Raw genomic sequence first — 19,287 nt, forward strand, 5'->3', positions numbered from 1 at the left:
GACGGTGTCACCTGCGACGCACGACCACACGAAGGACCTGAATGGCCACGATCGAGATCGACGGCATCCGCAAGAGCTTCGGCGCCGTGCAGGCGTTGCAGGCGGTGGAGCTGCGCGTGGAGGATGGCGAGTTCCTGGCGCTGCTCGGCCCCTCCGGCTGCGGCAAGACGACGCTGCTGCGGATCATCGCGGGGCTGGAGACGCAGACGGCGGGGCGGGTGCGGATCGGCGGGCGCGACGTGACGGACCTGCCACCGCGTCGGCGCGGGCTGGCCATGGTGTTCCAGAACTACGCCGTCTTCCCGCATCTGACGGTGTTCGAGAATGTCGCCTTCGGCCTGCGCATGGCGAAGGCGCCGAAGGAGAAGGTGCAGCGCCAGGTGGAGCGCGCCGCCGCGCTGCTGCACATCGAGCCCTACCTCGCCCGCCACCCGGGCCAGCTCTCCGGCGGGCAGCGCCAGCGGGTCGCCGTGGCGCGCGCCCTGGCGGTGGAGCCGGAGGTGCTGCTGATGGACGAGCCGCTGTCCAACCTCGACGCGCTGCTGCGGCTGGAGATGCGGGCGGAGCTGAAGGCGGTGCTGGCCGAGGCGGGCACCACCACGATCTACGTGACCCACGACCAGACGGAGGCGATGGGCCTCGCCGACCGGATCGCGGTGATGCAGTCCGGGCGGATCGAGCAGATCGGCCCGCCGGCCGCGATCTACCACCATCCGCGCTCGCGCTTCGTCGGCGGCTTCGTCGGCAGCCCGCCGATGAACTTCCTGCGCCTGGCGGTGCAGGACGGCGCTGTCGATCTCGGCGGCCTCTCCCTGCCCGCCCCGCCCGGTGCGGCGGGCGAGGTCCTGCTGGGCCTGCGGGCCGAGGATCTCACCCCCACCACCCCGGGCGACGGCTTCGCCTTCACGCTGCGCGTGGCGGAGCCGCTCGGCTCGCACGTGCTGATGACCGGACGGACGGCGGGCCAGGTCTTCCGGGTGGTGGTGCCCTATGCGCCGGCCGAGGACCTCTCGCCCGGCCGTGTCCTGCATCTGCGGCCGCACCCGGACCGGCTGAACTGGATGGCGGCGGAAAGCGGCCGGGTGCTGGAGGAGGCGCGATGAGCCGGCGGGAGGAAGCGCGGCAGGTCCTGCGTGCGAATGACCGGGGCGGCTACACCGTGCCGACCGACCGGCTCTACCCCTTCCAGTGGAACTGGGATTCCGCCTTCGTCGCGATGGGCTTCGCCACCTTCGACCCGGCCCGCGCCTGGTCGGAGATCGAGTGGCTGCTGCGCGGCCAGTGGGAGGACGGGCTGATTCCGCAGATCGTCTTCCACGCGCCCTCCGACGACTACTTCCCCGGCCCCGAGGTCTGGGGAGTCGGGCGCAGCCCGCCGACCTCCGGCATCACCCAGCCGCCCGTGCTGGCCACCGCCGCGCGCCGGGTGCTGGCCGCTGCCGCCCACGAGGAGGGCGAGGCGCGGATGGCGGCCATCTACCCCCGGCTGCGCGACAACCACCGCTGGTGGGCCGCCGCGCGCGATCCCCACGGGACGGGGCTGGTGGCGACCCTGCATCCCTGGGAGACGGGGATGGACAACAGCCCCGCCTGGGACCGCGCGCTGGACCGGGTGCCGACCGCCACGCGCACGGACATCCGGCGCCGCGACACCGGTCATGTCGACCCCGCCTTCCGCCCGCGCGCCATCGACTACCAGCGCTTCATCCATCTGGTGGAGGTGTTCTGCGACACCGGCTGGGACCCGGCGCGGATGCTGGCGGCCTCCCCCTTCCGGGTGGCGGATGTGGGCACCAACGCCATCCTGCTGCGGGCCGAGCAGGACCTGCTGGACCTTGCCATCCGCTTCGGCACGCCCGAGGAGGCGGCGGAGATCGCCGGCCGGATCGCCCGGATGGAGGCGGCGCTGGAGCGCCTCTGGGACGGGCGGCTGAGCCACTACCTCGCGCGTGACCTGATCGCGGGGGAGCCGATCCCCCTCCGCGGCTCCGCCGGCTTCCTGCCGCTCTTCGCGGGCCAGGCGCGGCATGCGGCGGAGCTGGCGGAGCGGCTGGAGGAGTGGGGCCGGTCGGTGCGCGCCCTGGTGCCCTCGACCGACCCCGGCCACCCGCTCTTCGAGCCGCTGCGCTACTGGCGCGGGCCGGTCTGGGCGGTGGTGAACTGGATGATCGCCGAGGGCCTCCGCCGCTGCGGGCAGGAGGCGATGGCCGACCGGGTGGCGGGCGACACGCGTGGCCTGATCGCGGCGGAGGGGTTCAGCGAGTATTTCGACCCGCTGACCGGCCAGGGCATCGGCGGCGGCACCTTCTCCTGGACCGCGGCCATCTGGCTGCTGCTGGAGGGAGAGGAGGCATGATCCCGCTCCCCCACGGGGCCGTCGACTGCGACATCCACCCGGCGGTGCCGTCGCTGAAGGCGCTGCTGCCGCATCTCGACCCGCTCTGGCGCGACATGGTGGCGGAGCGCGGGGTGCACGAGCTGGACACCATCGCCTATCCGCTGAAGAGCCCGCTGACCGCGCGGCCGGACTGGCGGCCGGCCTCGGGCAAGCCGGGTTCCGACCTCGCGCAGGTGCGGGCCCAGGCGCTGGACGGCTTCGGCACCAGCCTCGCCATCTGCAACGTGCTCTACGGCGTCACCGTGCTGTTCAGCGAGGACATGGCCGCCGCCTTCGCCCGTGCGGTGAACGACTGGCTGGCGCGGGAATGGCTGGACCGCGACTCACGCCTGCGCGCCTCGATCGTCGTGCCGGTGCAGAACCCAGAGCTGGCGGTGGCGGAGATCGAGCGCTGCGCCGCCGACCGCCGCTTCGTCCAGGTGCTGCTGCCGGCGATGCACGACGCGCCCTGGGGGAAGCGGCAGCACTGGCCGATCTACGCCGCTGCCGAGAAGCACGGGCTGCCCATCGGCATCCATGCCGGCTCCGCCTATCGCCACCCCGTCACGCCGGTCGGCTGGCCCTCCTACCACACGGAGGACTACGTGAACCAGGCGCAGGGGATGCAGACGCAGCTCACCTCGCTGGTCTGCGAGGGCGTCTTCGGCCGCTTCCCCCGCCTGCGCGTGGTGATGATCGAGAGCGGCTTCACCTGGCTGCCCGGCTATCTCTGGCGGCTGCACAAGTACTGGCGGGGCCTGCGGATGGAGATCCCGTGGGTGGACCGCCCGCCGCCGGAGATCATCCGCGAGCAGGTGCGCTTCACCCTCCAGCCGGTGGACGGGCCGCCCGTGGCCGCCGACCTGCTGCGGGTGATCGAGCAGATGGGGTCGGAGGACCTCCTGCTCTTCTCCACCGACTATCCCCACTGGCAGTTCGACGGCGACGACGCCCTGCCGGCGGCGCTGCCGGAATCCCTCGCGCGGAAGATTGCGGTGGAGAACCCGCGCGCCACCTATCCCCGGCTGGAGGAGGCTTCCGCATGAACGTCGAGCTCCGCGACCCGGTGGCGGCGGCCGTCCCGGCCAGCAAGCCGGCCATCGCCGATTGCGACATCCACCCCTGCCTGGCCCGGGCGAGCGATATCCACCCCTACCTCTCCGAACGCTGGCGGCGGCACATGGACACCTTCGGGATGCTGCCGCGCCACGGCTACCAGTCGGGCCCGGCCTATCCCAAGGGGCAGCCGGACGCCGCGCGTCGGGATTCCTGGCCGCCCGGCGGCCGCCCCGGCAGCGACCTGGGCTTCATGCAGGCGCAACACCTCGACCCGAACAACGTGGCGCTGGGCGTGCTGAACGTGATCGCCCCGGCCGCCGCGGCGGCGCAGAACCTGGATTTCAGCGCGGCGCTCTCCCGCGCGCTGAACGAGTGGCAGGTGGCGGAATGGACCGCGAAGGACCGCCGGCTGAAGGCCTCCGTCGTCGTCCCCTACGAGGACCCGCAGGCGGCGGCGGCGGAGATCGCGCACTGGGCGGGGCATCCGGACTTCGTGCAGGTCCTCCTGCTCAGCCGCACCGCCGAGCCGCTGGGGCAGCGCCGCTACTGGCCCGTCTACGCCGCGGCGCAGGAGGCGGGGCTGCCGGTCGGCGTGCATGCCTTCGGCTATGGCGGCTATCCCGTGACCGGCGGCGGCTGGCCCTCCTTCTACATCGAGGAGATGGTCGGCCATGCCCAGTGCTGCCAGGCGCTGCTGACCAGCATGGTGATCGAGGGCGTCTTCGAGCGTTTCCCCCGCCTGCGCCTGGTGCTGATCGAGGCGGGCTTCGCCTGGCTCCCCGCCCTCGCCTGGCGGCTGGACAAGCACTGGTCGCGCCTGCGCGAGGAGGTGCCGCACCTCGTCCGCGCCCCCTCGGAGGTGATCCGGGAGCATGTCTGGCTGACCACCCAGCCGATGGAGGAGCCGGAGAAGCGCCGCCACCTGAACGAGGTGATCGACTGGATCGGCATCGACCGGCTGCTCTTCGCGACCGACTACCCGCACTGGGATTTCGACGACCCGGAATGGTCCGTGCCGGTACGCCTGCCCGATGCCGCGCGGCGCGGGCTGTTCCTGGACAATGCCCGGGCGCTCTACGGGGTGGGCTGAGGTGGCGCGCCATCCCGTCGCCCCCGCCTCCGCCCTGCCGCCGGGCGGGCGGCTGCTGGTCGAGGCGGCGGGGAAGAAGATCGTGCTCTTCAACCTGCGCGGGGAGCTGTTCGGCCTGCTGAACCGCTGCCCGCACCAGGGGGGCGAGCTGTGCCAGGGAACCGCCATCGGGCTGGTGGAGGCCGATCCCGCCCGCCCCGGCGCGATGCGCTACACGCGGGAGGGGGAGATCCTGCGCTGCCCCTGGCATGGCTGGGAGTTCGACATCCGCACCGGCCTGTCACGCGCCGAGCCCGGGAAGCTCCGCACCCGCACCTACCCGGTCGGGGTGGAGGAGGCGCGCCCCGACGTGGCCAGCCTGGGCGCGACCACCGTGCCGGTGGAGGAACGCGAGGGGCAGATCTACGTCGACATGCCATAAGGCCGCCGCGCGCCACGGCCAGGCGGCGCGGCGGAACCGGGCGGCGCCGGCTCCCCCCAACCGGGCCCCTCCGCGCCCACCCGTCTGGTGGGTGTCCCCGCTCGGTCCGCGATGGTAACAAGTCCTGGCAGCCGGCGCCCCAGGGCCTCGACCGGCGGGGGAATGCCGGGAGATGGCGATGTACGAGAACGGTCCGGGGCTGGAAGGTCAGGACATCATCTGCCTCGGCACCGTCGAGTGGCTGGTCGTCCACAGCGTCGCCGAATACACGATGCAGGGCTTTGCGCGCAGCAACCGCGTGCTGTTCGTCGAGCCCTTCGGCTCCTGGATCACGCTGCGCCGCATGGCGCGGTGGCAGAAGCGCAAGCGGGAGAAGAAGCCGCGGCTGGAACAGGTGGACGAGAACCTCTGGATCTATCGCCCGCCGCCGATCGGCCTGCCCGGGATCTCGCGCTGGCGCTGGGCGTCGCGCGTGAACGACCGCATCCTCGACCGGCTGCTGCGCGGCGTGGTGAAGGAGCTGGGCTTCCGCCGGCCGCTGCTGTGGTCCTACCTCTACAACACGGCGACCGTGCTGAGGCACTTCCCCTCGCGGCTCAGCATCTACGAATGCGGCGACCACGACGCCGCCCTGGCGCGGGACGAGGCGCAGCGGCGCATGGTCCGCGCCCATGAGGCGGACACCTGCCGCGCCGCCGACCTGGTCTTCGCGGTCACCGACGAGCTGGCCGAGCCGCGCCGCGCCCACAACCCGAAGACCCACGCGGTGTACTGCGGCGCCGCCATGGAGTTCTTCGGCCGCGCGCTGCTGCCCGAGACGGTGGTGCCGGACGACATCGCCCGCCTGCCGAAGCCCGTGCTCGGCTACCTCGGCGGCGTCGATCCGTGGAAGATGAACGTCGACCTGCTCAAGCAGATCGCGCGACGCTTCCCCGAGCGCAGCATCGCCCTGGTCGGCTACGTCTGGTTCGGCTTCGACGCCGCCACCTTCGCCGACACGCCCAACATCCACGTGCTCGGCCCGAAGGACTACGAGGACTTCCCCGGCTACCTGAAGGGGATGGACGCCTGCATCATGCCCTTCCCGCTGAACGACATCACCCGCAACGGCGACGCGCTGAAGCTCTACGAATACCTGGCTGGCGGCCGCGCCGTGGTCAGCGCCGACGTCCCCGCCGCGCGCCGCTTCCCCGGCATCGTGCGAATCGCCGAGACCGCCGACGACTTCGCCGTGGCGGTGGACGAGGCCCTGGCCGAGCCTCTAAGCCGCGCGGCCGAACGCGTCGAGGCAGTGCGCCCGCACTCCTGGGACGAACGCAACCGCCAGAAGGCGGCGCTGATCCGCGAGGCCCTGGCACAGAAGGAAGGCACCGGCTGATAACGGAGGGCCAGACGTCCTGGCCCATCGTGCTGTCGTGTTCAGGCGGGAGACGGGGGGGGGGACGCAGTCCCCTCTCAGACCCTCCCCCGCCGGGGCCACAAGCGGGGCCCGGATCCCGCCGGGAGTTTGATACGGTGAACGGCCTCTGAGCGGCATCGATGTGCCAGGCTCGCGGCTGTTGAGGTCAGCGAACGAAGGGTCCGTCCACCGTATCAAGCGCCTTGTGCGCGTGAGTTTGATTGAGAGCCGGGCCGCGGACTGCATCAGGGCCAGCGGCCAACAGGCCGGACACATGACCGCACCCGACCGCGGCCTCTCAACGTCCCATCCCACTTGCACCAAGGGGGCCGTCCACACATGGCTCTCCGGAGCTGCCGTCAGCCTGCGGGCTGAACCCTGACGAAACACGGACAGGCGGAACTCTGAAAAAGCTCAGAAGGTGTCAGCGAGGGCGGACGCCGTGCTCGCCGAGGAGCGTGGCTCCTCGGCGCCGTGATCCCGTCGCAGGCTGTCCCGCGGCAGCGCCAAATGGGTCCAGGGCCCGCAGGGTCCTGGCGGAGTGGGGGTACGGGGGCGAGGCAGCGCCTTGCCCCCGGGCCACGGGCGCACCCCGCGCCGGCACGGATCAACGCATCGCACCGACCGGATGAGGCGGCCTGCCGACCTAACCCAACCCTTCCGCCGCCAGCACCTTCCGCACCGCCGCGTCCGCCGCGATGCGGTCGTGCAGCGCCTGCACCTGCGGGAAGGGTTCCAGCTTCTCCGGCAGCTTGCCGATGGCCCAGCGGAGCATCGGGAAGGCATAGGCGTCCACGATCGTCCGCGCCTCGCCCAGCAGGTAGGGGCGGTCCGCCAGATGCGCGTCCATCAGCGCGAGCCGCTTGCGCACCAGCCCCATCCCGGCCTCGCGCACGGCGGCGAGCGCGGCCTCGTCGGTCGCGGTGGTGTAGCGGTTGGGCATGAAGAGCGGGAAGAAGGCGGGGTGCAGATCGCCGGTCATGAAGGAGGACCAGCGGTCCAGTTCCGCCTGCGCCTTCGGGTCGGCGGGGGCGTCCAGCCCGGCCTCGGGGAAGCGGCGGGCCAGGTAGTGCAGGATCGCCCCGGCCTGGGTCAGCACCCAGCCAGTTTCGTCGCGCAGCACCGGGACGGCGCCGGCCGGGTTGACCGCCTTCAGCTCCTCCGAGCCGGTCTTCACCCGCTTCGCCTCGTACGGCTGGCCGATCCATTCCAGCACGACATGCGGCGCGAGGGAGCAGGCACCGGGCGAGTAGAACAGCGTGAGCATGGGACCTCCCGTTTCCGCCGCGGCGCGCGGCGCGGACCTCTCCTTCTGCCACCGCCCGGCGCGGGCCCGGAAGGGCGGGGCGGCATCAGGATGGCGCGAGGCCGGGGCTCAGCCCGGCAGGTGGTCCGGCCCGAAGGAATGCGGCAGCAGCTCCTCCAGCGTCGCGCTCAGCAGCACGCGCCCCGTGCCGTCCACCATCCGCACCCGCATCCCCGGAACGGCGAATTCGCGCAGCCGCTGCCGGCAGCCGCCACAGGGCGTGCAGGGCGCCGCGCTGTCGCCGACGACCACCGCCTCGGCGATGCGGGTGCCGCCGGCGAGCACCATGGCGCTGATCGCCCCCGCCTCGGCGCAGGCGCCCTGGGGGTAGGCGGCGTTCTCCACGTTGCAGCCGGCGATCACCATCCCCTCCACGGTCCGCAACGCGGCGCCGACGCGGAAGCGGGAATAGGGGACGTAAGCACGCTGCTGCGCCGCCAGCGCGGCCTCGATCAGCGGGTCGGACATCTAGCGTTCCTTGACGTAGGGCAGGCCGCTGGCCTTCGGCGGAATGGCGCGGCCGACGAAGCCCGCCAGCAGGATCACGGTCAGCAGGTAGGGCAGGGCCTGCACCGCCTGCACCGGGAAGGCGCCGATCCCCGGCACGGCCACGCCCTGCAACCGGATCGCCAGCATGTCCAGCAGCCCGAAGCCCAGGCAGGCCAGCAGCACCGGCCAGGGCCGCCACATCCCCAGGATCATCGCCGCCAGGGCGATGAAGCCGCGCCCGGCCACCATGTCGCGCACGAAGCCGGCACCCTGGGCCGTCGCGATCGCCGCCCCGGCCACGCCGCAGAGCAGCGCCGCGATCACCACCCCCGCATAGCGCAGCCGCGCCACGGAGACCCCGGCCGTGTCCAGCGCCGCCGGGTTCTCGCCCGCCGCGCGCAGCCGCAGCCCGAAGCGGGTGCGTGCCAGCACGAAGCCTGCGACCGGCACCGCCAGGAAGGCGAACCACACCGGCAGGGTCTGCCCCCCCACCACCCGCGCCAGCACCGGGCCAAGCAGCGGGATCGCCCCTACCGCCTCAGGCAGCGGCAGGGCCAGGAAGCGGCCCGAGGCCGGCAGGGTCGGCGTCTGCCCGCCCTGGCGGAACCAGGCCAGCGCCAGCATCGCCGTCAGCCCCGAGGCCAGGATGTTGATCGCCATCCCCGAGACCACCTGATTCCCCCGCAGCGTGATGCAGGCCACCCCGTGCAGCAGCCCCAGCGCCAGCGAGGCCGCCAGCGCCGCCCCCAGCCCGGCCCAGACGCTGCCCGTCACGGCGGCGGTGGCGGCCGCGGCGAAGGCGCCGGCGAGCATCTTGCCCTCCAGCCCCACATCCACGATCCCCGCCCGCTCGGAGAACAGCCCCGCCAGCGCCGCCAGGATCAGCGGCGTGGACACCCGCAGCGTGCCTGCGAGGAGGGGGAGGATATCGGCGGCCTCCATGGGCGCCTATCGCCCCCCGCGTCGTGTTGCGTGGCGCCCCCGGAGGAGGCTCCGCCTCCCCCGGCCCCCCTCCGCCGGGGGCGAGCCGGCCCCCGGACCCCGGCGGGAGTCTGGCGCCGGATGGTGCGGGTCCGGGCCGAACCGGACGGGCGCGCCGCCGGGCGAGGCGCCAGGACAATCCTCGACGGCGCCGATGCGGTACCCTCGGGCGCCAGAGGTCCTGGACCTCCGGCGAGGCGACCCCGTCGCAACCTTCCCGTGAATGGGGATCCAGGGGCTCTGCTCCTGGCGGAAGGGGGGCACGGGGGCGAAGGCGGAGCCTTCCCCCCGGGGGCCGGCGCGGCGCCGGATCATCCCGCCACCCGGCGGAACAGCAGCCGCCCCAGCGCCGGCCGGAACAGGTTGCCGAAGGCGCCGGTGAACAGGATCACCAGCCCCTGGATCACCATCACCAGCTCGGTGGGGACGGAGGGCATCTCGAAGGCCAGCTCCGCCCCGCCCTGGGTCAGCGCGCCAAACAGCAGCGCCGCGAGCAGCACGCCGAACGGGTGGTTGCGGCCCATCAGCGCCACCGCGATGCCGGTGAAGCCGTGCCCGCCGGTGAAGCCGATGACCAGCTTGTGCTGCACGCCCAACAGCTCGTTCACCGCGACCCCCGCCGCCAGCGCGCCGGACAGCGCCATGACCAGCACCACCGTCCGCTTCGCGTTCACCCCCGCATAGCCCGCCACCGCCGCGCTGCGCCCGACGACGCGCAGCCCGTAGCCCCAGGGGGTACGCCAGACCAGCAGCCACACCCCCAGCGCCGAGAGCAGCGCCAGCGGCAGGGCGAGGTTGACCGGCGTGCCGGGCGGGAAGCCGAGCCAGCCCAGCCCGGGCAGGTCCGCATCGGTCGTCAAGCGCCGCGTTTCCGGCGCCATGGAGCCGGGGGCGATCAGCACGTTGACGAGCAGGTAGACCAGCAGCGCGGCCGCCAGGAAGTTCGCCATGATGGTGGTGATGACCACGTGGCTGCCGCGATAGGCCTGCAGCCAGCCTGGGATCGCCGCCCAGGCCGCGCCGAACGCAGCACCTGCCAGGATGGCGAGCGGGATCAGCACGGGCGCCGGCAGCCCCTCCAGCCCCAGCGCCGCCAGCGTCACGCCCAGCCCGGCCAGGCCGGCCTGGCCCTCCACCCCGATGTTGAACAGCCCGCCCTGGAAGGCCACCGCCACCGCCAGCCCGGCGAAGGCCAGGTCGGTCGCGTAGTGCAGCGTGTAGCCGATGGCATAGGCCGAGCCGAGGCTGCCCGCCGCCAGCGCCCGCAGCGCCGCGACGGGGGATTCGCCGATCAGCAGGATCACCAGCGCCGCCAGCGCGAGCGCCACGGCGAGGTTGATGAGGGGGAGGAGGGCGAGCTCGGCCCATTTGGGAAGGTCGTTCAGGCGCGGTCCTTCCGGGGGAGTGACCTCCCCCGGACCCCCTCCCTTTTCCCGGAGTCCGCAGGGGGCCGTGGGCCGCGCCCGCCCCACGTGGGCTCCGCCCGCAGGCCGAGCCAGAGGAACAAGGTATCAGGCGACGCACGCAGCCAGCCTGATCCGGCCATCAGCATGGGCTGCGGCCGATCCCGCTGGAGGTCCTGGACCTCCTGCGCGGCGACCCCGTCGAAACGCGCTGCGCGGCAGCGCCCACCGGGTCCAGGGCCCGCAGGGTCCTGGCGGAAAGGGGGTATCGGGGGAAAGGGGGAGCCTTTCCGCCGGGGAACGGATTGTACCCGTCTCCCGCTCACGCGCCACCCGCCATCAGCAGGCCAAGGCGGTGCTCGTCCGCCTCGGCGGCGGGCAGTTCGCCGGTGATCCGGCCGCCGCACATGGCCAGGATGCGGTCCGACAGCGCCAGGATCTCGTCCAGCTCCACCGAGACCAGCAGCACCGCCTTGCCCGCCGCCCGGCAGGCGAGGAGGCGGCGGTGGATCGCCTCGATGCCGCCGATATCCACCCCGCGCGTCGGCTGGCCCACCAGCAGCACCTCCGGATCGCGCTCCATCTCGCGGGCCAGGATCAGCTTCTGCTGGTTGCCGCCGGAGAAGTTGGCCGAGCGCAGCCGCGGCGCCGGCGGCCGCACGTCGTAGTCGCGCATCAGCCGCTCCGCATGCGCCCCGATGCGCCCCGGGTCGAGCAGCCCGAGGCGCCGCCAGGCCGGGTCGTCCTGATAGCCGAGGATGGCGGAATCCTGCGCCGGGAAGTCCCGCACCAGCCCCAGCCGCAGCCGGTCCTCCGGCACATGCGCCAGGCGGCGGCGGCGGGCCAGGGCGGGGTCGTGGCGGCCGGGGAAGACCGTCTCGCCGCGCAGCCGGATGCTGCCCGCGGACGGGGCGCGCATGCCCGCCAGGGCTTCCAGCAGCTCGCTCTGCCCGTTGCCGGCGACGCCCGCGATGCCCAGCACCTCGCCCGCCCGCACCGAGAGCGACACGTCATGCACCCGTTCCACCCCGCCGGCATCGCGGACGCACAGCCCCGCCACCTCCAGCAGGGCAGGGCCGGGGGCGGCGGCGGCGCGCGGCGCCGGCTCGGCGAGGCGGCGGCCGATCATCAGCGCACCCAGCTCGGCCGCCGAGGTCTCCGCCGTCTCGCGATGCGCCACCATCGCCCCGGCCCGCATCACCGAGACCCGGTCGGTCACCGCCATGATCTCGCGCAGCTTGTGGGTGATGAGCAGCACGGTCCGCCCCTGCTCCCGCAGGGCGCGCAGGACCCGGAACAGGTCGTCCGCCTCCTGCGGCGTCAGCACGCCCGTCGGCTCGTCCAGGATCAGCACCTCGGCGCCGCGCACCAGCGCCTTGAGGATCTCCACCCGCTGCTGCGCGCCCACCGGCAGCTCGCCCACCACCGCGTCGGGATCGACGGCCAGCCCGTAGTCGCGCGCCAGCCCCGCCAGGGCGGCCCGCATCCGGGCGGCGCCGCGGGCCAGCAGCGGCCCGCCCTCGGCCCCCAGCATCACGTTCTCCAGCACGGTGAAGGGCTCCACCAGCATGAAGTGCTGGTGCACCATGCCGATCCCCAGCCGGATGGCATCCCGGCTGTCGGCGATCCGCGCCGGCCGGCCGTCCAGCAGGATCTCCCCCGCATCGGCCTGGTAGAAGCCGTTCAGGATCGCCATCAGCGTGGACTTGCCGGCGCCGTTCTCGCCGATGATCCCGTGGATGCTGCCGCGCCGGACGGTAAGGTGGATGTCGCGGTTGGCGTGGACGGCGCCGAAGCGCTTGTCGATGCCGCGCAGCTCGATCGCGGGGGCGCCGGTCATGCGCGGCACCGTCGGACGAGGGGAGGCTCTGCCTCCCCCTCGACCCCCTCCGCCGGGGGCGAGCCGGCCCCCGGACCGCGGCAGGAGTTTGGCGCTGTATGGCATGGGTCAGCCCACGGGCCGAACCGGGCGGGCGAGCGGACAGGCAGCGCATAAAAATCCATGCCGGCATCGGGCCGGCGGCACCTATGGGCGCCGGAGGTCGATGACCTCCGGCGAAGCGACCCCGTTGCAACCGCCCCGTGAAAGGGGGTCCCGGAGCTCTGCTCCTGGCGGATGGGGGGTACGGGGGGATCGACGCACGGCGTCGATGCCGAAGGCCGGCGGAGCCTCTCCCCCCGGGCCACCGGCGCCACCGTCAGCCCGGGCAGCGGTTGTCCGACATGTAGTCGTGCACGCTGACGCGGCCGGCGATGATGTCCTGCCGCGCCTGATCCACCTTCGCCCGCATCTCGGCGGTGACGGCGGGCGCGTTGTTGTCGTCGAAGGCCAGGGCCACGCCGTCCTCGGGCAGGCCGAGGATGTTCACGCCGGGCTTCCAGGAGCCGGCGCGGGCGGCCTCCAGCGTGGTGCGGGTGGCGACGTCCAGGCGCTTGACCATGCTGGTCAGGACGCGGCCGGGGTGCAGGTGGTTCTGGTTGGAATCCACCCCGATGCCGTACTTGCTGGCATCCGCCGCCGCCTGGAGCACGCCGATGCCGGTGGCGCCGGCGGCATGGAACACCACGTCGGCGCCGCGCTCGATCTGCGAGCGGGCCAGCTCGCCGCCGCGCACCGGATCGTTCCAGGCGGTGGGCGTGGAGCCGGTCATGTTCTGCAGCACCTCGATCCGCGGGTTGGCGGCACGCGCCCCCTGGATGTAGCCGCAGGCGAACTTGCGGATCAGCGGGATGTCCATGCCGCCGACGAAGCCGATCTTGCCGGTGGCGCTGCGCAGGGCGGCGAGCATGCCGGCGAGGTAGGAGCCCTGCTCCTCGCGGAACAGGATGGACTGGACGTTGGGGGCCTCGACCACCGCGTCGATGATGACGAAGCGCAGGGCGGGGAACTCCGCGGCGACGGTCTTCACCGCGCTGGCCTGGTTGAAGCCGACCGCGATGATCGGGCTGGCGCCGCGCCGGGCGAAGTTGCGCAGCGCCTGCTCGCGCTGGGTGTCGTTCTGCGGCTCGAACTCGCGGACCTCGATGCCGGTGGCGCGCTGGAACTCCTGGCCGCCGGTATGGACGCCCTCGTTGAAGGACTTGTCGAACTTGCCGCCCATGTCGAAGACGATGGCGGGGGAAATGGTCCCTTGGGCCTTCGCGGTGGTGCCGAGGGCGAGCAGGGCGCAGAGCGCGAGGGCGAGCAGCCTGGGCATGCGGGGCCTTCCGGGAGGGTTCCGTCCGGCGCAAGGCTGGGGGCGGGGCCGGGCGCAAGTCAATGGCGGGACGACGCCGCACCCCGGGCTGGGGGCGGGGGCGACGCCGTCACCTTCCCGTGGGCCGGGCGCGTGGGTTGGGCCGTGCGGCCCGACCCAAGCTCCTGCTCGGGGTTCAGGGGAAGACCAGCCGGTATCGGGCGAAGCCGCCCTCCGCCGTGCCCATCGGCTCGGCGCGCAGCCCGCCCGGGGGCTGGCCGGTGGCACCGGGGCCGGTGACGAAGGTGGCGACCACCGAGGGCGGCAGCGGCACCAGCGACCAGTTGTTGTCGGCCGCCGGGCCGATGACCTTCTCCTCGACGATGTAGCGCACCAGCACGTCGCGGTTCAGGTCGGGCGCGTCGATCACGATGGTCTTGCCGTCCGCGCCGGGGAAGCCGCCGCCGCCACCCGCGCGGTAGTTGTTGGTGGCGACCAGGAACTCCTGCTTCGGGTCGATCGGCTGGCCCTGGAAGCGCAGGTCCACGATGCGATGGGAGTCGGGCGCCACCAGCCTGCCGTCCAGGTCGTAGCGGGAGGGCTGCGTCACGTCGATGCGGTAGGTGACGCCGTCGATCACATCGAAATTGTAGGAGGGGAAGCGCGGATCGATCAGCGGCTGCTCGGCGGTGGAGGCGGGGTCGATGCGGTTGAAGATTCCGGCCGAGCGCTCCAGCCATTCGCGCACCTGCGCCCCGGTGATCCGCACGGCACGGACGGTGTTCGGATAGAGGTAGAGGTCCGCCACGTCCTTGATCGCCACGGGCCCGGGCTTCACGTCCGTGTAGTAGTCGGGCCCCGAACGCCCGCCCGCCTTGAAGGGTGCGGCGGCGGAGAGGATGGGCAGGCCGGCCAGCCCGGCGGCCTCAGCGATGGATTTGATGTACCAGATCTGCGCGTCGCTCACGACCTGCACCGACGGGTCGTCGGCGATCAGCGCCCAGTAGCTGTTGATGGGCACCCGCGTCTCGCCCACCGGCTGGCGGACATAGGCCAGCGTCGCCGTGTGCTCCGCCTTCGCGGCCTCCAGCACGCCCTCCGTGGCGCCCACCTTCGCCACGATGCTGCGGTCCGGCTTGCGCTCGTAGATCGGGCGCGCCTCCACGGCGAAGTCGGCGACCTTCCAGGCCTCGCCCTGCCGCTCCAGCGTCAGGTCGATCACGCCGAGATGGCTGCCCCAGAAGCCCGCCATCACCGCCGGCACGCCGTGCAGCGTGCCTTTCTGCGCATCCACGCCGGGGATGTTGGCGAAGTCGCGGCCGGGGAAGACCAGGTGCTGGTGGCCGGTCATGATCGCGTCGATCCCCGGCACCTTCGCCAGGTAGAGCGCCGCGTTCTCCGCCCCCTTCTCCCCCTCGCCGCCGGCGATGCCGGAATGGCACAGCGCCACCACCAGGTCCGACTGCGCGCGCAGCGCCGGCAGGTGTTGCCGCGCCGCCTCGACGATGTCGATCGTGGTGACCTTGCCCTCCAGGTTCGCCTTGTCCCACAGCAGGATCTGCGGCGGGACGAAGCCGATCACGCCGATCCGCAGGTTGTGCTTCGCGCCCGCCTCGTCCGTCACCTCGCGGGTGAAGACCCGGGTCGGATCGATCAGCGGCGTGCCGTCGGGCCTGAGGACATTCGCGCAGACGGAGGGGAAGTTCTGCCCGGCCAGGGAGGTGGCGAGGTAGTCCAGCCCGTAGTTGAACTCGTGGTTGCCCAGCGTGCCGCAGACATAGCCCAGCGTGTTCATCGCCGCGATCACCGGGTGCACCTGCCCGGGCTTCAGCCCGTGCGAATAGGCCATGTAGTCGCCCATCGGGCTGCCCTGGATCACGTCGCCATTGTCGAAGAGCAGGGTGTTGGGCACCTCCGCCCGGGCGGCGGCGATCAGGGTGGCGGTCTTGGCCAGCCCCACCGTGTCGTCGGCCCGGTCGCGGTAGTAGTCGTAGGGGAAGACGTTGACGTGCAGGTCCGTCGTCTCCAGCAGCCGCAGCCTCAGCCGCGGCGCCGCCTGGGCGCGGGGCCCCTGCCCCGTCGGCAGGCCGGCCGCGGGGACCGCCACGCCGGCCAGGAGGAGGGAGCGGCGGGAGAGCAGGATGCGCGTCATCGTGGCCTGCGGTTCCATGGGATGGACCGCATCCTCGGGCGGCCCGGGTGGCGGAAGCAATCCCGCCCGGGAGGTTGCCGGAAGAAATCCTGCATCCCGGGCAGCCCCGAGACACGATGGTGAAACCCGGCCTGTGGACCAGCCCGTTCGTGCCGCCTAGAAAAGGAGACATGACTCGCCGCCCCCAGGCCCCGGACCCGGACCCTATCCTGATCACCGAGACGGAGGTTCTGGCCGAGCTTTGTGCCCGGCTGCGGCAGGAAGCCTTCGTCACCGTCGATACCGAGTTCATGCGGGAGCGGACCTACTGGCCCGAGCTCTGCGTCGTGCAGCTGGGCGGGGAGAACGACGTCGCCGTGGTGGATGCCATGGCGCCCGGGCTGGACCTGGCCCCGCTCGGCGAGCTGCTGGCGGACACGGCGGTGATGAAGGTGCTGCACGCCGCCCGGCAGGACGTGGAGATCTTCCTCCTCCGCTTCGGCGATACGCCGAGGCCGATGTTCGACACCCAGATCGCCGCGATGGTGGCCGGGTTCGGCGACCAGGCCTCCTATGACAGCCTCGTCCGCGCCCTGGCCGGGGCGCAGATCGACAAGGCCCACCGCTTCAGCGACTGGGCCGCGCGCCCCCTCTCCCCGGCCCAGATCGCCTACGCCGCCGCCGACGTGACGCATCTGCGCCGCGTCTATCTCGGCCTGAAGCGCCGGCTGGAGCAGGAGGGGCGGATGGACTGGGTGGCCGAGGAGATGTCCGCCCTGACCGACCCCTCCGCCTACCGTGTCGATCCGGACACGGTCTGGGAGAGGCTGCGCCCGCGCACCAGCAACCGCCGCTTCCTCGCCGCCCTGCGCGCCGCCGCCGCCTGGCGGGAGCGGGAGGCGCAGCGCGTCAACGTCCCGCGCCAGCGCCTGGTGCGCGACGAATCCCTGCTGGAGATCGCCGCCACCATGCCGCAGGACGCCGCCGCCCTGGCCCGCGCCCGCGGCGTCAGCGAAGGCTTCGCGCGCGGCAAGTCCGGCACCGGGCTCATCGCCGCCCTGGCCGAGGCGCGGAACCTGCCGGACGGCGCGCTGCCGGAGCTGCCGCGCGAGCGGGCCGGGCCGCAGGCCTCGCCCGCCCTGGTCGCGCTGCTCAAGGTGCTGCTGGCGGCAAAGGCAGAGGAACATGGCGTCGCCCCGAAGCTGCTGGCCAACAGCGAGGACCTCGACCGGCTGGCGGCCGAGGCCACGCCCGACCTGCCCGTGCTGCACGGCTGGCGTCGCCGCGTCTTCGGCGAGGACGCCCTGGCCCTGCGCTCCGGCCGGCTCGCCCTCGGGGTGGACGGCAAGCGCGTGCGCCTGATCCCGGCGGGCTGACACCCCATCCCGCCGACCGTCGCGGGTGGCCTGGCACCGCGTGCCGCACCCCTGCCGGACAAGGACCCAAAAACCGGCCCACCACGCCGATGGCGGGGCCCTCCCGGCCGGTCATCGGGACACACCTGCCCGGATCATACGCGCGGCGTGATGCGTTGACGTCTGCCGGACTGGTGCCCGTGGCCCGGGGGCAAGGCTCCGCCTCGCCCCCGATACCCCCACTCCGCCAGGACCCTGCGGGCCCTGGACCCGATCGGCGCTGCCGCGGGACAGCCTGCGACGGGGTCGCGGCGCCGAGGAGCCATGCTCCTCGGCGGGTACGGCCGCAGCACTCCCTGACGCCTACGAAGTTCTTATGGAGTCCCGCCTGTCCGCGCCCTCCCTGGGATCAGCCCGGAGGCTGACGGCAGCCGCGTAGAGCCAGACTCTCAGCGGGGTCCGGGGCCCGCTTGTGGCCCCGGCAGGGAGGGTCTGGGAGGGGACGGCGGCCCCTCCCGGTCCACCGCCGGGCCACCGGGCGCGACATCCCGCCGCCCGGATCAGCCCGGGACTGGTGCGCCTTCCAGCACGGCCTTGAAGCCCAGAGCCAAGGCCAGTCCTTCCAGCCGGCGCTGTGCGCCCTCGCCGGCGAAGAGGCCCGAGCCAGGGGCCATATGCAGCCTCAGCACGCCGTCTCCGACCGCCAGGGAGGCGGCGGACAGCAGTGCCGGCGTACCGCCCGACAGGGTATAGGCCAAGCGCAGCGCCGCCCCCAGGATCTCCGCCCGGCGCAGTTCCGCCGCCCCCAGCAGGGGGCGGATCGTCGCGACCGTCGCCTCGTCCGGCGCGGATTCGTAGCGCAGCGCGACGGTCAGGGCGAGGAAGGCGCGGGCATGGTGGTCGAGGCCCACGCCGGGCTGCCGGAGCACGCGCAGGAAGGCCTGCTCGGCCCGGTAGTCGGGGTGGTCGTGGCTGCCGACGTCGGACAGCCAGCATGCCGCCTCGCGCAGCCCCCGCTCCTCCTCCGTCTCGTCGGGAAAGAGCGGCGCCGTCCAGCCGGCCAGCATCCGCGGCATCCCCAGGTCGCGGGAGAAGCGGGTGGCCAGGTCGCAGCTGGCGGTCAGCAGGGGGTCCGCCGCGCGCATCTGCGGCGACAGGCGGCGGCTGTACCAGCCCTCGCGCAGGCCGTTGGCGCTGAACACCACCCGCGCCGCGCCGGTCGCCCGCAGCAGCCGGCGCAGCGCGACGGCGGCGAAGGGCAGGTCGGCCACGCGCTTGGCTGGCGCGCCCGGCAGCTTCTCCAGCGCCGCGCGCTTGGCGTTGATCAGCACGGCGCAGAGGTCCCGCGCCTCCTCCCGGCGCAGCACGTAGTGATGCACGATGGAGAGCGGGTAGCGCGTCTGCGCCATGTGGATCCTGGCCATGGAGCGCCAGGCGCCGCCGACGAGGTAGAGGTCGCGATCCTTGCCACGCGCCAGCCAGGGCAGGGTGGCCAGGTCGGCCTCGGCGATGGCGCGGGCCCGCACCGGGTCGCCGCCGGCCCGCTCGCCCAGCCGGATCACGCCGAGGGACAGGCTCGCCGCCTCCCCCGCCCTGCCGGCGGAGAGGTCGACCACCTCCAGCGAGCCGCCGCCCAGATCGCCCAGGATGCCGTCCGCGCGGGGAAAGCCGAGGAGCACGCCATCCGCCGAGAGGCGTGCCTCCGCCTCGCCGCTGAGGATGGTCAGCGGCACGCCGGGCATGCGCGCGCGCACCGCCTCGGCGAAGGCGGGGCCGTTGGAGGCGTCGCGCATGGCGGCGGTGGCCATGATCTCCAGCGGCGCGGCGTGCATCGCCTCCGCCACCGCGCGGTAGCGGTCGAGGATGGTCAGCGCCTGGGCCACCGCCTCCTCGTTCAGCCGGCCGGTCGTCTCCAGCCCGCGCCCGAGGCCCAGCACCGCCTTCTCGTTGAAGATGGCCTGGGGGTTGCGCCCGCGCCCCTCGAAGACGACGAGGCGCACGGAGTTGGAGCCCAGGTCCACCACGCCGCAGCGCGGCGGCGGCACGGCCCCGGCCCCGCCCTCCGGGGGCAGGCCGGAGGTCAGGGTATCCGGCGCCACG

General features: G+C 73.2%; 15 protein-coding genes. 7 read left to right on the plus strand and 8 right to left on the minus strand.

Annotation, left to right across the window (positions count from 1 at the left end; all coding sequences use genetic code 11):
• Positions 1-41: 41 nt before the first annotated feature.
• From LPC08_RS15995 to LPC08_RS16020, 6 genes are all read left to right on the plus strand, one after another.
• The gene (locus tag LPC08_RS15995; RefSeq protein WP_230449232.1) at positions 42-1,103 is read left to right on the plus strand and encodes an ABC transporter ATP-binding protein; all 1,062 of its coding nucleotides are present in this window, start codon (positions 42-44) and stop codon (positions 1,101-1,103) included.
• Positions 1,100-2,356 (plus strand): MGH1-like glycoside hydrolase domain-containing protein, encoded by a 1,257-nt coding sequence (locus tag LPC08_RS16000; protein WP_230449233.1) that lies wholly within the window; start codon positions 1,100-1,102, stop codon positions 2,354-2,356. Before LPC08_RS15995 ends, LPC08_RS16000 begins: the two co-directional genes overlap by 4 nt.
• Positions 2,353-3,423 (plus strand): amidohydrolase family protein, encoded by a 1,071-nt coding sequence (locus LPC08_RS16005; RefSeq protein WP_230449234.1) that lies wholly within the window; start codon positions 2,353-2,355, stop codon positions 3,421-3,423. The genes LPC08_RS16000 and LPC08_RS16005 overlap by 4 nt, the downstream gene beginning before the upstream one ends.
• The gene (locus tag LPC08_RS16010; RefSeq protein ID WP_230449235.1) at positions 3,420-4,526 is read left to right on the plus strand and encodes an amidohydrolase family protein; all 1,107 of its coding nucleotides are present in this window, start codon (positions 3,420-3,422) and stop codon (positions 4,524-4,526) included. The genes LPC08_RS16005 and LPC08_RS16010 overlap by 4 nt, the downstream gene beginning before the upstream one ends.
• A gap of 1 nt (position 4,527) precedes the next feature.
• Positions 4,528-4,947 (plus strand): Rieske (2Fe-2S) protein, encoded by a 420-nt coding sequence (locus tag LPC08_RS16015; protein ID WP_230449236.1) that lies wholly within the window; start codon positions 4,528-4,530, stop codon positions 4,945-4,947.
• Positions 4,948-5,125: 178 nt separating this feature from the next.
• The gene (locus tag LPC08_RS16020; RefSeq protein WP_230449237.1) at positions 5,126-6,325 is read left to right on the plus strand and encodes a glycosyltransferase; all 1,200 of its coding nucleotides are present in this window, start codon (positions 5,126-5,128) and stop codon (positions 6,323-6,325) included.
• 667 nt (positions 6,326-6,992) lie between these two features.
• On the opposite strand, the gene LPC08_RS16025 is transcribed toward LPC08_RS16020, so the two are convergent.
• The 7 genes from LPC08_RS16025 to LPC08_RS16055 form a co-directional block, all read right to left on the minus strand.
• Positions 6,993-7,613, minus strand: coding sequence for a glutathione S-transferase family protein (locus LPC08_RS16025; RefSeq protein WP_230449238.1), 621 nt, complete (start codon positions 7,611-7,613; stop codon positions 6,993-6,995).
• Between the two features lie 108 nt (positions 7,614-7,721).
• Entirely contained in the window at positions 7,722-8,120 is a 399-nt protein-coding gene (locus tag LPC08_RS16030) for a cytidine deaminase (protein ID WP_230449239.1), read from the minus strand.
• Complete coding sequence (locus LPC08_RS16035) at positions 8,121-9,083, minus strand: ABC transporter permease (protein WP_230449240.1); 963 nt, start codon at positions 9,081-9,083, stop codon at positions 8,121-8,123.
• Between the two features lie 350 nt (positions 9,084-9,433).
• Positions 9,434-10,450 carry an ABC transporter permease gene (locus LPC08_RS16040; RefSeq protein ID WP_230449241.1) on the minus strand — a complete coding sequence of 339 codons (1,017 nt, stop codon included), beginning with the start codon at positions 10,448-10,450 and terminating at the stop codon, positions 9,434-9,436.
• A 397-nt stretch (positions 10,451-10,847) separates the two neighbouring features.
• Positions 10,848-12,365 carry an ABC transporter ATP-binding protein gene (locus LPC08_RS16045; RefSeq protein WP_230449242.1) on the minus strand — a complete coding sequence of 506 codons (1,518 nt, stop codon included), beginning with the start codon at positions 12,363-12,365 and terminating at the stop codon, positions 10,848-10,850.
• A 358-nt stretch (positions 12,366-12,723) separates the two neighbouring features.
• A complete protein-coding gene (locus tag LPC08_RS16050) occupies positions 12,724-13,722 on the minus strand; it encodes a BMP family lipoprotein (RefSeq protein ID WP_230449243.1) in 999 nt (332 codons plus the stop codon).
• A gap of 175 nt (positions 13,723-13,897) precedes the next feature.
• Entirely contained in the window at positions 13,898-15,871 is a 1,974-nt protein-coding gene (locus LPC08_RS16055) for a bifunctional 2',3'-cyclic-nucleotide 2'-phosphodiesterase/3'-nucleotidase (RefSeq protein WP_230449244.1), read from the minus strand.
• Positions 15,872-16,023: 152 nt separating this feature from the next.
• Between LPC08_RS16055 and rnd the strand changes: the two genes are divergently transcribed.
• Positions 16,024-17,208: a ribonuclease D gene (gene rnd / locus LPC08_RS16060; RefSeq protein WP_230449245.1), complete on the plus strand. Its 1,185-nt coding sequence runs from the start codon at positions 16,024-16,026 to the stop codon at positions 17,206-17,208.
• Positions 17,209-17,747: 539 nt separating this feature from the next.
• Here the strand turns inward: rnd and LPC08_RS16065 are convergent.
• Positions 17,748-19,286, minus strand: a complete 1,539-nt coding sequence (locus LPC08_RS16065) for a Ppx/GppA phosphatase family protein (RefSeq protein ID WP_370643254.1) — start codon at positions 19,284-19,286, stop codon at positions 17,748-17,750.
• Position 19,287: the final 1 nt, after the last annotated feature.

It is taken from the genome of Roseomonas sp. OT10 (assembly GCF_020991085.1).
Lineage (GTDB): Bacteria > Pseudomonadota > Alphaproteobacteria > Acetobacterales > Acetobacteraceae > Roseomonas > Roseomonas cutis.